12 protein-coding genes are annotated in these 13,982 nt (G+C 60.4%); 8 read left to right on the forward strand and 4 right to left on the reverse strand.

What is annotated here, in order from left to right; translation table 11 throughout:
• Positions 1 to 340 precede the first annotated feature (340 nt).
• The 3 genes from A1WC_RS19280 to A1WC_RS19270 all read left to right on the forward strand — a co-directional run bounded on the left by A1WC_RS19280 (position 341) and on the right by A1WC_RS19270 (position 2,166).
• Positions 341 to 1,384, forward strand: a complete 1,044-nt coding sequence (locus A1WC_RS19280) for a DUF2157 domain-containing protein (protein WP_016160437.1) — start codon at positions 341 to 343, stop codon at positions 1,382 to 1,384.
• A 184-nt stretch (positions 1,385 to 1,568) separates the two neighbouring features.
• Positions 1,569 to 1,886 (forward strand): type II toxin-antitoxin system RelE/ParE family toxin, encoded by a 318-nt coding sequence (locus A1WC_RS19275; RefSeq protein ID WP_012542526.1) that lies wholly within the window; start codon positions 1,569 to 1,571, stop codon positions 1,884 to 1,886.
• Positions 1,879 to 2,166, forward strand: coding sequence for a helix-turn-helix domain-containing protein (locus A1WC_RS19270; RefSeq protein ID WP_016160438.1), 288 nt, complete (start codon positions 1,879 to 1,881; stop codon positions 2,164 to 2,166). Before A1WC_RS19275 ends, A1WC_RS19270 begins: the two co-directional genes overlap by 8 nt.
• 435 nt (positions 2,167 to 2,601) lie before the next feature.
• Here the strand turns inward: A1WC_RS19270 and nfsB are convergent, their stop codons facing one another.
• The 3 genes from nfsB to A1WC_RS19255 form a co-directional block, all read right to left on the reverse strand.
• Positions 2,602 to 3,255, reverse strand: coding sequence for an oxygen-insensitive NAD(P)H nitroreductase (gene nfsB, locus A1WC_RS19265; protein WP_012542524.1), 654 nt, complete (start codon positions 3,253 to 3,255; stop codon positions 2,602 to 2,604).
• A gap of 119 nt (positions 3,256 to 3,374) precedes the next feature.
• Positions 3,375 to 3,743 carry an MmcQ/YjbR family DNA-binding protein gene (locus A1WC_RS19260; RefSeq protein ID WP_008805536.1) on the reverse strand — a complete coding sequence of 123 codons (369 nt, stop codon included), beginning with the start codon at positions 3,741 to 3,743 and terminating at the stop codon, positions 3,375 to 3,377.
• A complete protein-coding gene (locus A1WC_RS19255; RefSeq protein ID WP_012968754.1) occupies positions 3,743 to 4,324 on the reverse strand; it encodes a TetR/AcrR family transcriptional regulator in 582 nt (193 codons plus the stop codon). Before A1WC_RS19255 ends, A1WC_RS19260 begins: the two co-directional genes overlap by 1 nt.
• A 179-nt stretch (positions 4,325 to 4,503) precedes the next feature.
• On the opposite strand from A1WC_RS19255, the gene A1WC_RS19250 reads away from it, so the two are divergent.
• On the forward strand, positions 4,504 to 5,619 hold the full coding sequence (locus A1WC_RS19250; RefSeq protein ID WP_162493283.1) for an MBL fold metallo-hydrolase: 1,116 nt from the start codon (positions 4,504 to 4,506) through the stop codon (positions 5,617 to 5,619).
• A 30-nt stretch (positions 5,620 to 5,649) separates the two neighbouring features.
• The gene (locus A1WC_RS19245; protein ID WP_002893035.1) at positions 5,650 to 5,991 is read left to right on the forward strand and encodes a RamA family antibiotic efflux transcriptional regulator; all 342 of its coding nucleotides are present in this window, start codon (positions 5,650 to 5,652) and stop codon (positions 5,989 to 5,991) included.
• 16 nt (positions 5,992 to 6,007) lie between these two features.
• On the opposite strand, the gene A1WC_RS19240 is transcribed toward A1WC_RS19245, so the two are convergent.
• Positions 6,008 to 6,256: a DUF1158 domain-containing protein gene (locus A1WC_RS19240; RefSeq protein ID WP_008805539.1), complete on the reverse strand. Its 249-nt coding sequence runs from the start codon at positions 6,254 to 6,256 to the stop codon at positions 6,008 to 6,010.
• Between the two features lie 501 nt (positions 6,257 to 6,757).
• On the opposite strand from A1WC_RS19240, the gene A1WC_RS19235 reads away from it, so the two are divergent.
• The 3 genes from A1WC_RS19235 to A1WC_RS19225 are packed head-to-tail and all read left to right on the forward strand — an operon-like array spanning position 6,758 to position 13,720.
• Positions 6,758 to 9,481 (forward strand): cation-transporting P-type ATPase, encoded by a 2,724-nt coding sequence (locus A1WC_RS19235; RefSeq protein WP_016160439.1) that lies wholly within the window; start codon positions 6,758 to 6,760, stop codon positions 9,479 to 9,481.
• Between the two features lie 53 nt (positions 9,482 to 9,534).
• Positions 9,535 to 10,614: an efflux RND transporter periplasmic adaptor subunit gene (locus tag A1WC_RS19230; RefSeq protein WP_016160440.1), complete on the forward strand. Its 1,080-nt coding sequence runs from the start codon at positions 9,535 to 9,537 to the stop codon at positions 10,612 to 10,614.
• Positions 10,615 to 10,627: 13 nt separating this feature from the next.
• Positions 10,628 to 13,720: an efflux RND transporter permease subunit gene (locus A1WC_RS19225; RefSeq protein WP_016160441.1), complete on the forward strand. Its 3,093-nt coding sequence runs from the start codon at positions 10,628 to 10,630 to the stop codon at positions 13,718 to 13,720.
• The last annotated feature ends 262 nt before the right edge of the window (positions 13,721 to 13,982 follow it).

Raw genomic sequence — 13,982 nt, forward strand, 5'->3', positions numbered from 1 at the left:
TGCAAAACACGGCCCTCAGCCCGCATCCATGCGGGCTGCCCCGGCCTGCCGGGAACGTCTCAGCGATGTTGAGGCCGCCAGCACCGGCAGTTTCAGCAGCCCCAGGACCCGCGGTGATTTGGGTTTGTAGGCCGGGTAAGGCGTACGCCGCCACCCGGCATAGATGCGGCTCCAGGCCCGCTGTCATCGTCCGGCGGCGTTGCGCTTACGCGGGCTTACGGTAAGGGGTAACAATCTGATATATAAATGGTTAAGTAGGCCGGGAAAGGCGACAGCTGCTGCCCGGCAGAAAGGCGAGCACATTAGCGAACAGGTTTGTCATCAGTCTCAAGGAATGCCTATGAACGTAACCCGAAAAGAGCAGCGCATTATTCAGCGCGCGCTGAACGCCTGGCAGGCCAGCGGGGAGTTAACCCCGTCGGACAGTCAGCGGCTGGCGCACACGCTGCGCGTCTCCCCCTTCGACTGGCGGCGCCTGAGCCGCTACGCCTTCTGGACCGCGCTGGCCTGCGTGCTGATTGCTCTGGGCAGCCTGTTTGCCGACAGCGAGCTGGTGGCGTGGCTGCTGAGCCTGTTCAGCCACTCGGCGCTGACGCGGATCCTGCTGCCTGCGCTGCTGGCGGTCGCCTGCTACGGCTGGGGTTTTCGCCGCCAGCGGCGGGAGAGGCAGTGGCACTACAGCACCGAGGCGATTTTGTTTCTGGGCGTCGTCTTTACCGCCGTGTCGCTATGGCAGCTTGGCGAACGGCTGGATAACGGCAGCGGCCATATCGCACCGCTGTTTCTGGCCGGATGCGTGATTTACGGCGCCATCGGCTATATTGCCCGCTCCGGGCTGGTGTGGCTCTTTTTTCTGCTGGCGCTGGGCAACTGGTTCGGCGCGGAAACCGGCTACGTCTCGGGGTGGGGCGCCTACTGGCTGGGCATGAACTACCCGATTCGCTTCGTCCTGTTCGGCGGCGCGCTGCTGGCGCTCTGCTACGGCGCGCAATCCCTGCTTCGCCAGCGGCAGCTGTTTACCGTCAGCAAGGCGATGGGCCTCACGTACCTGTTTATTGCGCTGTGGATCCTGTCGATTTTCGGCAATTACGACGCAGACAGCTGGTACCAGGTGAGCCAGGCGCGACTCTTGCCGTGGGGGCTGCTGTTTGCCGTAGCGGCCGGCGTCTGCATTTTTATCAGCCTGAAAACCGATGACGGAATGCTGCGCGGCTTCGGACTAACCTTCCTGGCGATCAATCTCTATACCCGTTTCTTTGAGTTTTTCTGGAACGGGATGCACAAAGTGCTGTTTTTCCTGATCCTTGCCGTCTCGCTGGCGGTGATTGGCCGCTATGCCGAGCGCATCTGGCACGCCGGCGAAGGGCAGGTGGAGAAAAAATAAGCTCGCGTTGAGAACGCTAACCCCTCAGGCCGCGCTCAGTCGCGGCCTTTTTTCGTCCCTGATTCCAGTTTCAGCACATTTTTCTGCGATTGGCTGCAAATGAGCATAGGCTTGCCGGGTATCTCAAAGATTAGCCTTTAAGGCAATTTGTCTTCTATGCTAACCTCCAGAAGAAGGGAGTCTGATGTTCAGATTGGTTGTGCATGTGGACGTTAAAAAGGAATTGCAGGCGCTTCCGCCCATTGTCCAGGCGAAGATGATCCGGCAAATAGACAAGTTACGCCAAAATCCCACCGCGCTGAGAGAACCTGACAGTAAACCGCTGGGGCAGGGGCTATTTGAAATTCGTGCGTTAGGTTCGGTACAGGGGCGAGGGATCTATGTTTTTCAGCAAGGCAAGACGCTCTTTCTGCTACGGGTTTTTGTCAAGAAAACGCAAAAAACCCCGTCATCGGAAATTCGCCTGGCGCTGAAGCGATTAGAGGAGATGCGCAATGAGTAAAAAGATCATTGACTGGGATACGTTAAAAACAGAACTGCTTAGCCAGCCTGAGGTTCAGGCTGCGTTCGATGCGCAAGAACGTCAACAGCGATTAAGTACTATGCTGGCGCAATGGCGCGAGCAGGCGGGGCTGACCCGAGCCCAGGTGGCGCAGAGGATGGGGGTGAGTGCGCCGACGGTCTCCAGAATGGAAGCCAATATCACCCGCGCCAGTCTGGATACCTTAACGCGATACGCGTTAGCCTGTGGAATAAAGCACCCACAAATTTTACTTTACTAACGCCCTCGGTGGCGATTCACTTACCGGCTCAAATTAACGACAGGCCGCACGGACCCCAGGTCGGGTAAGCGAAGCGCCACCCGACAAAACAACGGCGCATCGGGCTACGGTTCCGGGGAACAGTGAATGGGTGCGCTCTGCTGCCCTCACCCCGGCCCTCTCCCACAGGGAGAGGGAGAAACCGGCAGTTTCAGTCGCGCAAGTGGGTAAATCACCAACAGGTCGCACGAACCCCAGGCCGGGCAAGGCGTGAGCCGCCGCCCGGCATAAAAGCCGCTCCGCACCCGCTGCCCGGCGGCGCTGCGCTTGCGCGGGCCTACGGTGAGAGGTAACTATATGATATACATTGTTATGTAGGCCGGGTCAGGCGTAGCCGCCACCCGGCAATAACAAGCAGCACCAGAGGCGCCCGGTGAAAGGCGCCTGGCGGAGAGATTAAATCTCGGTAATGGTCGTCGACTGCGGCAGACGCGACTTCGGCAGGGTAGCGTTGAAATCCTCCACGCTATGGTGGCCAACCGGGACCACCACCAGGCTGGTGTAGCCCTGGGCTTTCAGGTCAAACTCCTCATCGAGGATCGCAAAATCAACCCCTTCGATCGGCACGGCGTCGAGGCCCATCGCCGCTACGCCCAGCAGGAAATTGCCGACGTTGAGATACACCTGCTTCGCCATCCACTGATCGTCATCTTTCAGCTCTTTGCGGTGCATATCGGCAAAGAAGGTACGACCCTTGTGGTTAGCGGCTTTTGCGTCCGGGGTGGCGAAACGGCCATCGGCCTCTTCCTGATCCACCACGCGCTGCAGCCAGGCGTCGTCCATCGCGGTTTTCGCGCAGAACACCACCACGTGCGAGGCGTCGAGAATTTTGCGTTCGTTGAACACGTAGGTGCCGCTGGCGGCTTTGGCTACGCGAGCTTTCCCTTCATCGGTGCTGGCGACGATAAAGTGCCACGGCTGGGAGTTGGTGCTAGACGGGCTGTACTGCAGCAGCGTTTTCAGCTGTTCGGCTTCGCTGGCAGTCAGCTTTTTCGTGGCGTCAAAGGCCTTGGTGGAATAGCGCTTTAAAGCGACCGATACGATATCCATAACTCTTCCTCACAGTTTACAGCACCTTACCGGTGCGTTAAGGAGAGGAAGAGTACAGCGAAGATCGCCAAATGATAAGGGTGAAAAATGCGATAACACTTATCGCATTTGGCTGAAAATCAGCGCGGACGCAGGCGCTGCTGGGCCTTTTTACTCAGCTTGTTCACCACCTGATGCCACGAATCGTCAATCAGCTCGGCCAGCAGATCCTCGCTGATATCCTCTCCCGGCACCACCGTGATCCAGTGTTTCTTGTTCATATGGTAGCCCGGTTCGATACTGCGATAAATTTCCTGATTGAGCAGCGACTTCTGCGGCTCAGCCTTCAGGTTGACCAGCGCCCGGCCGCGAATGGTCATGGTGATCATAAAGATACGGCCATCGACCTTAAACACGTCGTACTCTGGCCCAAAAGGCCAGCAGTGCTCGGTAAACGGGTAGGTCAGGGCGATACGATGAGCGCAGGGATGCAGCATCTCGGGGGTCATTAGGCGTCCGCCTCATGCAGGGCGTTCCACATGGCTTCAAAGCCGAGGGCGATAATCTCCCGGGCGCGCTGCGGATCGTGGCTGGCGAATTCGATGGTGGTCTCCGCCAGCGACAGAAACAGGGCATCGCCAAAGGCGCGGTACGCCTCGCTGAGAAAAATCTCTTTCACCGACAGCTGGCACATTTCGTTGAGCTCCGGGAAGCTCTCTTTTACCTGGCGACGGGTTTCGTCGGTGATGCGCTCGCTGAGCGCCATCCGGCGGATCGCCTTGTGCTCCATCGGGTTGCGCACGCCCCAGTCGATATAGCTGTTCCAGATATTGCGCGCGTTCTCTTTCGGGCGCTTCTCGTGCGGATCCAGCCCGGCGATCATTGTGCGCACCAGGCGCAGCTTAATCGCGAGGTACAGCTCGTTGAGCAACTCATCCTTGGTGGCGAAATAGCGAAACAGCGTCCCCTCGGCCACCCCAGCGCTGCGGGCGATGGCCGACGTCGAGGCGGCGATGCCGGACTGGGCGAAAGCCGCGGTGGCAGCTTCCAGTAACGCTTGCTTTTTATCTTCACTCTTTGGACGAGCCACTACTTTTTTCCTCACGCAGGTTTAAACAAACCGCCGATCTTTGCACGTCTGACCAGGTCGCTGCAACGGCGGAACGCAAAAATTGAAAATCGTCTTGACGACTTTCATCACTTTCCTAATAATGAGTGCGTACTCACTCATAATCAAGTTATATCACAAAGCCTCCGGGATGGGGGCTTTTGTCTGGTCAGGATATGAACCGTGTCACTTTTAGCGTGGTCGCCATCATGTTACTCGCAGCAGCAACGACATTGCCGTTTGTCCTCAATGCCGGTTTTGGTAAGGCGCCGCAGGGGGCACAGCTTAGCCAGGTGGAAGCGTCTCCCCACTACCGGGACGGCCAGTTCCATAACCAATTGCCCACGCCAGGGTTCACCGGGCAGAAAAATATGCTGGCGGCGTGGTGGGATTTCCTGATGACCAAACGGGAAAACGCCCGTCCCGCTCAGCCGCTGCCGCTGGTGAAGACCGACCTGGCGACGCTGCCCCTGGGGCAGGATGTGATGGTCTGGCTCGGCCACTCCTCCTGGTACCTGCAGCTGGCAGGAAAACGTATCCTGATCGATCCGGTGTTCAGCGATTACGCGGCGCCGTTCTCCTTTATCAATAAAGCCTTTCCCGGCGACTATCCGTGGCGGGCGGAAGGGATGCCAGACATCGATCTGCTGATCATCTCCCACGATCACTACGACCATCTGGATTACGCCACCATCCGCGCCTTGCTGCCGAAAATTAAGCGGGTCATTACGCCGCTGGGCGTCGGGTCGCATCTGCGCTACTGGGGGATGGACGGGGCGCTGATTACCGAAGCGGACTGGCAGCAGGCGATCCCGGTCAGCGATGAATTCACCGTTCACGTTCTGCCGGCGCGGCACTTTTCCGGCCGTGGACTGAAGCGTAACCAGACGCTGTGGGCCAGTTTTCTGTTCGTCACCCCGCAGCAAAAAATTTATTACAGCGGCGACAGCGGCTATGGGCCGCACTTCAAAGCGATTGGTGATGAATTTGGTCCGGTTGATCTGGCGATCATGGAGAACGGGCAGTATGACCAGGACTGGAAATATATTCACATGATGCCGGATGAAACGGCTCAGGCTGCCGACGACCTGCGCGCCCGCGCGGTGCTGCCTGGTCATGCAGGACGGTTTGTTCTGGCGAAACACAGCTGGGATGAACCGTATCAACGGCTGGCGGCTGCCAGCGAAGGAAGGGCCTGGCGTCTGCTGACGCCTATGCAGGGCGAGCCGCTGTGGGTCGCCGATAAGACGCAATCATTTAACGCCTGGTGGCGCTAAGCGCCAGTGCAGTTTCAGAGGAGAGAGCATATGACGATTTCCGCTCAGGTGATTGACACTATCGTCGAGTGGATTGATGACAACCTGCATCAACCGCTGCGTATTGATGATATCGCTCGCCATGCCGGGTATTCGAAATGGCATCTGCAACGGCTGTTTTTACAGTACAAGGGAGAGAGCCTTGGGCGCTATATTCGTGAAAGGAAGCTGCTGCTGGCCGCCCGCGATCTGCGCGACACCGATCAGCGGGTCTACGATATCTGCCTGAAGTATGGCTTCGATTCGCAACAGACCTTTACCCGCGTCTTCACCCGGACCTTCAACCAGCCGCCGGGCGCCTACCGCAAAGAAAACCACAGCCGCGCCCACTGAGGCGCGCTCTCCTGGTTTACCGTTCGAGGGAGAACCAGCGACGCCACACCCAGCGCAGCACCAGAAATTCAAGGGTGCCCAGCGCTAAGAACCACAGACAAAACAACACCGTATAGAGCTGGTTGAGATCCATCATATGGAATGTCTCAACCAGCTTTTGCGCCAGCGTCAGGCCCAGCGAAGGCGCGGGCAACAGCAGACAGGAGAGCAGGGCCAGCAGTAAGATCCCGGCGGCGGAGAGAAGCGTTTCCAGCGGATGTTTCATGTCATGTTAATCATCAGTTAAAAAACATATTGTCCGGTAAAATAATGCTTAACGCAATATGCTTTGTTTTTTTACTCTCTATAACACGGCTATTTTAAATATTATTGCCTGCCATTCGCTCTCATGTTAATTAATCTGAAATAATTTGTAATTAAGTTAATTGCAGCCGGATGTAAATTAACGTCATTATTATGCCAGCGCTTTTACAAAACTATAAGTGCTATATCCCACCAGCGTGGCAACAATGATGGCCAGCAGGATGTACAGCACCAGACGGCGTCCTCGGTAGATTCCAAACATATTTAACCTCGTTTAGTTTTGGTTTATTAATATTCTGTAATATTTATCTTGTGAATTAACTTATCACACATTTCGTATTTTGCGAAAAATTTAGGCGCATATTGGATCACATTTTTACCGGCTTTTTAGCCACGTTTTACTTCATTGGCCAGGAATGATTTCAGGCTTTCCGATTCACGGAATTTATAAGGAAAATGTAATTTGACCAAGATGAATAACCCAAAGTTTACGACGCCCTCGGGCGACACCGCGCCACGGCAGGTCTGGCAGCAGACCGTTGACGCAGTGCTGGCGCAGACAAAAAGCCAGGCCGCTGGGTTAAATTCCGCAGACGCCGCCGAGCGCCTGAATACCTTTGGTCCGAATGCCCTGCCGGAAAAGAAGGGTAAACCGGGCTGGCTGCGCTTTCTCGCCCACTTTAACGACGTACTGATTTACGTGCTGCTGGCGGCTGCGGCGCTGACCGCCATTATGGGGCACTGGGTCGATACCCTGGTGATCCTCGGCGTGACGGTGATTAACGCCCTGATCGGTCATATCCAGGAGAGCAACGCCGAAAAATCCCTGCAGGGGATCCGCAACATGCTCTCCAGCGATGCCCGCGTCCAGCGTAACGGCAAACATGAGACTATCCCGACGCGCGACCTGGTTCCAGGGGACATCGTTATCCTGCGCGCCGGCGACCGCGTACCAGCGGATATGCGCCTGATTGAAACCCACAACCTGCGGGTGGAAGAGGCGATCCTCACCGGCGAGTCGACGGTGGTGGATAAAATCACCGACGCGCTGGAGGGCGACCTGCCGCTGGGCGACCGGGTGAACATGGTCTTCTCCGGCACCACCGTCAGCGCTGGCGGCGGCATCGGCGTGGTGACCGCCACCGGCGCGGAGACCGAACTCGGCCATATCAACCAGATGATGGCGGGCATTGAGAAGCACCGTACCCCGCTGCTGGTGCAGATGGATAAGCTCGGCAAAGCGATTTTTGTCATTATCCTCGCCATGATGGTGGCGCTGTTTATCTTTAGCCTCGCGCTGCGGGATATCCCGATGGGCGAGCTGCTGCTGTCGCTGATTAGCCTGGCGGTGGCCGCGGTACCGGAGGGGCTGCCGGCGATCATCTCGATTATTCTGTCGCTGGGCGTGCAGACGATGGCGCGCAAGCGGGCGATTATTCGTAAGCTGCCGACCGTGGAAACTCTCGGCGCCATGACCGTGGTCTGTTCGGATAAAACCGGCACTCTGACGATGAACGAAATGACCGTCAAAGCGATCATCACGGCAGACTGCTGCTACCGGGTGGAAGGCGACAGCTATGAGCCGCAGGGACGGATCTTCCTTGAGGGGAGCGACGAGCCCGTGCAGGTTCAGCCCGGCACCGTGCTGGAGACCTGGCTGCGCACCATCGACCTGTGTAACGACAGCCAGCTTACCCAGGATGAGCGCGGTCTGTGGGGGATCACCGGCGGGCCGACCGAAGGGGCGCTGAAGGTGCTGGCGGCGAAAGCGCAACTCCCGGCGGTGGAGGCCCGTCTGGTGGCCAAGATCCCCTTTGACTCACAGTACAAATATATGTCGACCCTGCAGCACATCGATGGCGAGGCCCGGGTGCTGATCACCGGTGCGCCGGACGTTATCTTCGCCATGTGCCGCGAGCAGATGAGCCGCCACGGCGCGGTGCCGTTCGAGGCGCAGTACTGGGAAGAGGAGATGGCGCGCTTCGCCCGTCAGGGACTGCGCATGGTGGCGGCGGCCTGTAAGCCTGCCAGCCTTGATGCCACCACCCTCAACCATGAGGACCTGCAGGAGGGGCTGATTTTCCTCGGCATCGCCGGGATGATGGATCCCCCGCGTCCGGAAGCCATTGACGCCATCCACGCCTGCCAGACCGCCGGGATCCGCGTGAAGATGATCACTGGCGACCACCCGCAGACGGCGATGAGCATCGGCCAGATGCTGGGGATCACCAACAGCAGCCAGGCCATGACCGGCTACCAGCTGGAGCACATGGACGATGCGGCGCTGGCGAAGGCGGCGGTGGAGTACGACATCTTTGCCCGTACCAGCCCGGAGCATAAGCTGCGCCTGGTGAAAGCCCTGCAGGATAACGGCGAAGTGGTCGGCATGACCGGAGACGGCGTCAACGACGCGCCGGCGCTGCGCCAGGCCGACGTGGGTATCGCCATGGGTATCAAAGGTACCGAAGTCACCAAAGAGGCGGCTGACATGGTGTTGACCGATGATAACTTCGCGACCATCGCCAGCTCGGTAAAAGAGGGCCGTCGGGTCTATGACAACCTGAAGAAGACCATCCTCTTCATCATGCCGACCAACCTGGCGCAGGGGCTGCTGATCATCATCGCCCTGCTGGCGGGGAACATGATTCCGCTGACCCCGGTGCTGATCCTGTGGATGAACATGGCGACGTCGGCGACGCTCTCCTTCGGCCTTGCCTTTGAAGCCGCAGAGCGCAACGTGATGAACCGCCCGCCGCGCAAAACCGGCCAGCACGTGATGGATGGCTTCGCCGTGTGGCGAGTGGCTTTTGTCGGGTCTATGATTGCTATTGCCGCCTTTATCCTTGAGGCCTGGCTGGCGCCGCGCGGCCACAGTCCGGAGTTTATCCGCACCGTGCTGCTGCAGATGCTGGTGACGGCGCAGTGGGTCTACATGATCAACTGCCGCAGCAGCGACAGCTTCTCCCTGAGCATGGGTCTGCTGCGCAACAAAGGCATCTGGCTGGTGACCGGTGTCCTGCTGCTGATGCAGCTGGTCATTATCTATGTCCCGCTGATGCAGAGCATGTTTGGTACGGAAGCGCTGCCGCTGCGCTACTGGTTTATCACCCTGGTCATCGGCGTCGCCATGTTCCTGGTGGTGGAAGTTGAGAAGCGCCTGACGCGCCGGTTCCGCAAAACGGCTTGATTGATCTCGCGCGCCTCGCTGCAGGCGCGCGTTACTTTCGCAAGGATCCCCCTATGATTAAAACCTTCCGCTTTGCTCTGCTGGCCTGCGGTCTGGCCGGCGGCGCCCTGACGGCGACCGCCGCGCCGGCGGTGCCGGTCCGCGTCGCCACGGTTGAACTGGCGCCTCATGCTGAAGAACGCGCCATCCCCGGACGGGTCGAGGCGATCCGCGCCGTCGACATTCGCGCGCGCACCGAAGGGGTGATAGTTCAGCGCCACTTCCAGGATGGCCAGTATGTTACCGAGGGCGACCTGCTGTTTACCCTCGACGACGCGCAGCCCCGCGCGGCCCTGGCCCTGGCGCAGGCCGAGCTGAAAAGCGCCGAAGCCTCATTACGTCAGTCGCAGCAACTGCTCACTCGCTACGAGCGGCTCATTAACAACCACTCCATCAGTCGCAACGACGTCGACACGGCCCGGATGCAGCGCGACGTCGCCGCCGCCGCCGTGCAGCAGGCGAAAGCCCGCGTCGAGGCCCAGCAGATTGTGCTCAGCTACACCCGGATTGCGGCGCCGGTGACCGGTCGCGTGGGGCACAGCGCCTTTCACGTCGGGACGCTGATTAACCCATCCAGCGGCGTGCTGGTGGACATTGTGCAGCTGGATCCGGTGCGGGTGTCGTTCGCCCTCGACGAAGCCGCGTTTTTCAGCAAAACCGGCCAGCACGCCGACATCCACGCCCTGAAGCAGGCGTGGCTGGCGCAGATTGAGGTTGATGGCAAACGGCGCGATGGGGTGTTGACCTCCATCGATAACCGGATTGACGCCCGCACCGGCAGCGTGGCGGTGCGGGCGGAGTTCGCCAATCCGCAGCACCGTCTGCTGCCGGGCGGCAGCGTAACGATCCTGTTCCGTCCGCAGGAACTGCAGTCGCGGGTGATGATCCCGGCCGCCGCCGTGCAGCAGGATCCGCAGGGCTTTTTCAGCTGGGTGCTGAAGCCGGACCACACCGCCGGGCAGCGTCGTCTGACCCTCGCGGGGCAGCAGGGGCAGCAGTTTGCGGTTGAGAAAGGGCTGCAGGCGGGCGAGCAGGTGATCACCGACGGCGCGCAGCGTTTACGCGAAGGCGCCGCGGTACAGGTGCTGAACTAAGTAAGGAGAAGGGATGCTGACCTTTTTTATCCGTCGTCCGCGATTTGCCATGGTGATCGCGCTGCTGCTGACCTTTGTCGGCGCGGTGTCGCTGAAGCTGATCCCGGTGGAGCAGTACCCGGCGATCACCCCGCCGGTGGTGAACGTCAGCGCCAGCTGGCCGGGCGCCAGCGCGTCAGATGTGGCGGAAGCCATCGCCGCCCCGCTGGAGACCCAGCTCAACGGCGTCGATCATATGCTGTATATGGAGTCCACCAGCTCGGATGAGGGAACGTACCGCCTGAGCATTACCTTCGCGGCGGGCACCGATGCCGACCTGGCGGCGATCGACGTGCAAAACCGGGTGGCGCAGGCGCTGGCGCAGCTCCCGGCGGAGGTGCAGCAGAATGGCGTCCAGGTCCGCAAGCGCGCCAGCAACCTGCTGATGGGGGTGAGCCTCTACTCGCCGCTGGGCACGCTGTCACCGCTGTTTGTCAGTAACTACGCCAGCATCCAGGTGCGCGAGGCGCTGGCCCGCCTGCCCGGCGTCGGCGAGGTGCAGATGTTTGGCGCCCGGGATTACAGTATGCGCATCTGGCTGCGTCCGGACCGCATGAATGCGCTCAACATCACCACGGATGACGTTGCCCAGGCGCTGCGCGAGCAGAATGTGCAGGGCGCGGCGGGGCAGGTGGGCACCCCGCCAGTATTCAACGGCCAGCAGCAGACGCTGACCATCAACGGGCTGGGGCGTCTGAACGAGGCGGCCAGCTTTGGCGAGATTATCCTCCGCCGCGGCGCGCAGGGGCAGCTGGTTCGCCTCGCTGACGTGGCGACCATTGAGCTGGGTGCCCGCAGCTACAGCTCCGGCGCGCAGCTGAACGGTAAAGCGTCGGCCTATCTGGGGATCTACCCGACGCCCACCGCCAATGCCCTGCAGGTCGCCAGCGCAGTGCGTGCGGAGCTTAACCGCCTGCACACTCGCTTTCCGGCGGATCTCACCTGGGAGGTGAAGTTCGATACCACCCGCTTTGTGGCGGCGACGATCAAAGAGATCGGCGTCTCGCTGGCGCTGACCCTGCTGGCAGTGGTCGTGGTGGTGTCGCTGTTCCTGCAGAGCTGGCGAGCGACGCTGATCGTAGTGCTGGCGATCCCGGTGTCACTGATCGGCACCTTTGCGGTGCTCTATCTGCTGGGCTACAGCGCCAACACCCTCAGCCTGTTCGCGATCATTCTCGCCCTGACGATGGTGGTGGATGACGCCATTGTGGTGGTGGAGAATGTGGAAACCAAAATGGCGGAAGGGCTGGATCGCCTGCAGGCCACCGCCCAGGCGCTGCAGCAGATCGCCGGGCCGGTGATCGCCACGACCCTGGTGCTGCTGGCGGTATTTGTGCCGGTGGCGCTGCTCCCGGGGATCGTCGGCGAGCTGTACCGGCAGTTTGCCGTGACGCTCTCCACCGCGGTGGCCCTGTCGAGCCTGGTGGCGCTAACCCTGACGCCGGCTCTCTGCGCACTGCTGCTGCGCCCGCGTCCCGCCCGGCCAGCGGCGGTGTGGCGGGTGTTTAACCGTCTTCTCGACGGCACCCGCGACGGCTATGGCCGGCTGGTGGGCTGGATGAACCGCCGTCCCTGGCTGGCGCTGGCGGCGACGGTGGCGGCAGGCGCGCTGGTGGCGTTCAGCTTCACCTCGATGCCGAAAGGCTTCCTGCCGCAGGAAGATCAGGGTTACCTGTTTGCCAGCGTGCAGCTGCCGGAGGCGGCGTCGCTGGAGCGTACCGAAGCGGTGATGGCCCAGGCGCGCAAGCTGCTGATGGCTAACCCGGCGGTGGAGGATGTGATTCAGGTGTCCGGCTTCAACATTCTCAACGGCACCAGCGCCTCTAATGGCGGATTTATCTCGGTGATGCTCAAAGACTGGCACCAGCGGCCGCCGCTGGATGCGGTGATGGCAGATATTCAGCGCCAGCTGCTGTCGCTACCCGAGGCGACGATCATGACCTTCGCGCCGCCGACCCTGCCGGGCCTGGGCAATGCCTCGGGGTTTGATCTGCGCATCCTGGCGCAGGCCGGTCAGCCGTCGGCGGAGCTGGAGCAGGTGACGCGGCAGATCCTCCAGCTGGCGAACCAGCATCCTCAACTGAGCCGGGTGTTTACCACCTGGAGCAGCAACGTGCCGCAGCTGACCCTGACGGTCGACCGCGACCGGGCGGCGCTGCTGGATGTGCCGGTGGCGCAAATTTTCAGCAGCCTGCAGACGGCGTTCGGCGGCACGCGCGCCGGCGATTTCAGCCGTAACAATCGTGTCTATCATGTGGTGATGCAAAATGAGATGCAGTGGCGCGAGCGGGCAGAGCAGATTAGCGAGCTGTACGTCCGCAGCCGCGACGGCGAGCGGGTGCGGCTGAGCAATCTGGTCACCATTACGCCGATGGTGGGGGCGCCGTTTATTCAGCAGTACAATCAGTTCCCGTCCGTTTCAGTGAGCGGTTCAGCGGCCGAGGGGGTCAGCAGCCGCACGGCGATGGCGGCCATGGAGCAGATTTTGCAGGCCCATTTGCCGCCGGGATATGACTATGCCTGGAGCGGGATCTCCTGGCAGGAGCAGCAGACCGGCAATCAGGCGGTGTGGATCGTGCTGGCGGCGGTAGCGATGGCGTGGCTGTTCCTGGTGGCGCAGTATGAGAGCTGGACGCTGCCGGCGAGCGTCATGCTCTCGGTGCTGTTCGCCATCGGCGGAGCGCTGCTCTGGCTGTGGACCGCGGGCTATGCCAACGATGTGTATGTTCAGATAGGGCTGGTGCTGCTGATTGCTCTGGCAGCGAAGAACGCGATTCTGATTGTTGAATTCGCCCGCAGCCGGCGCGAGGAGGGGCTGTCGATAGTTGACGCTGCGCGCGAGGGGGCCACCCGCCGCTTCCGCGCGGTGATGATGACCGCGGTGTCGTTTATTATCGGCATTATGCCGATGATGCTCGCCACCGGCGCCGGGGCGCAGAGCCGGCGGATCATCGGCACCACGGTATTCAGCGGGATGCTGGTGGCGACGATGATTGGCATCCTGTTTATCCCGTCGCTGTATGTGCTGTTTCAGCGTATGCGTGAGTGGGCGCATCGGCGGGGGTAAGCGTTGCGCCACAGCGTCTGCCTGTCGATCCCCTCTCCCTGTGGGAGAGGGTTAGGGTGAGGGGGATTTTCCGTTCACGTCGCGTTTGGCCTTATCTGCCGGAGCAACAGCGTCTGCCGGGCGGTCCTCTCTCCCTGTGGGAGAGGGTTAGGGTGAGGGGGAATTTTCCGTTCACGTTGCGTTTGGCAGAAAAGGGTAGTCCTTCGCTGGTGAACGGGTAAAGGGGGAGAAAACCGTCTCCCCCTTTACAATCCCCCCGGTC

This window comes from Klebsiella sp. KTE92 (assembly GCF_000398905.1).
GTDB lineage: Bacteria > Pseudomonadota > Gammaproteobacteria > Enterobacterales > Enterobacteriaceae > Klebsiella > Klebsiella variicola.

Coding starts and splice junctions, on each gene's coding strand:
- A1WC_RS19260 (WP_008805536.1), bottom strand. CDS start 3,743: ATGACCCCCGAGATGCTGCATCCCTGCGCTCATCGTATCGCCCTGACC.
- A1WC_RS19240 (WP_008805539.1), bottom strand. CDS start 6,256: ATGAAACATCCGCTGGAAACGCTTCTCTCCGCCGCCGGGATCTTACTG.
- A1WC_RS19245 (WP_002893035.1), top strand. CDS start 5,650: ATGACGATTTCCGCTCAGGTGATTGACACTATCGTCGAGTGGATTGAT.
- A1WC_RS19225 (WP_016160441.1), top strand. CDS start 10,628: ATGCTGACCTTTTTTATCCGTCGTCCGCGATTTGCCATGGTGATCGCG.
- A1WC_RS19270 (WP_016160438.1), top strand. CDS start 1,879: ATGAGTAAAAAGATCATTGACTGGGATACGTTAAAAACAGAACTGCTT.
- A1WC_RS19280 (WP_016160437.1), top strand. CDS start 341: ATGAACGTAACCCGAAAAGAGCAGCGCATTATTCAGCGCGCGCTGAAC.
- nfsB (WP_012542524.1), bottom strand. CDS start 3,255: ATGGATATCGTATCGGTCGCTTTAAAGCGCTATTCCACCAAGGCCTTT.
- A1WC_RS19230 (WP_016160440.1), top strand. CDS start 9,535: ATGATTAAAACCTTCCGCTTTGCTCTGCTGGCCTGCGGTCTGGCCGGC.
- A1WC_RS19275 (WP_012542526.1), top strand. CDS start 1,569: ATGTTCAGATTGGTTGTGCATGTGGACGTTAAAAAGGAATTGCAGGCG.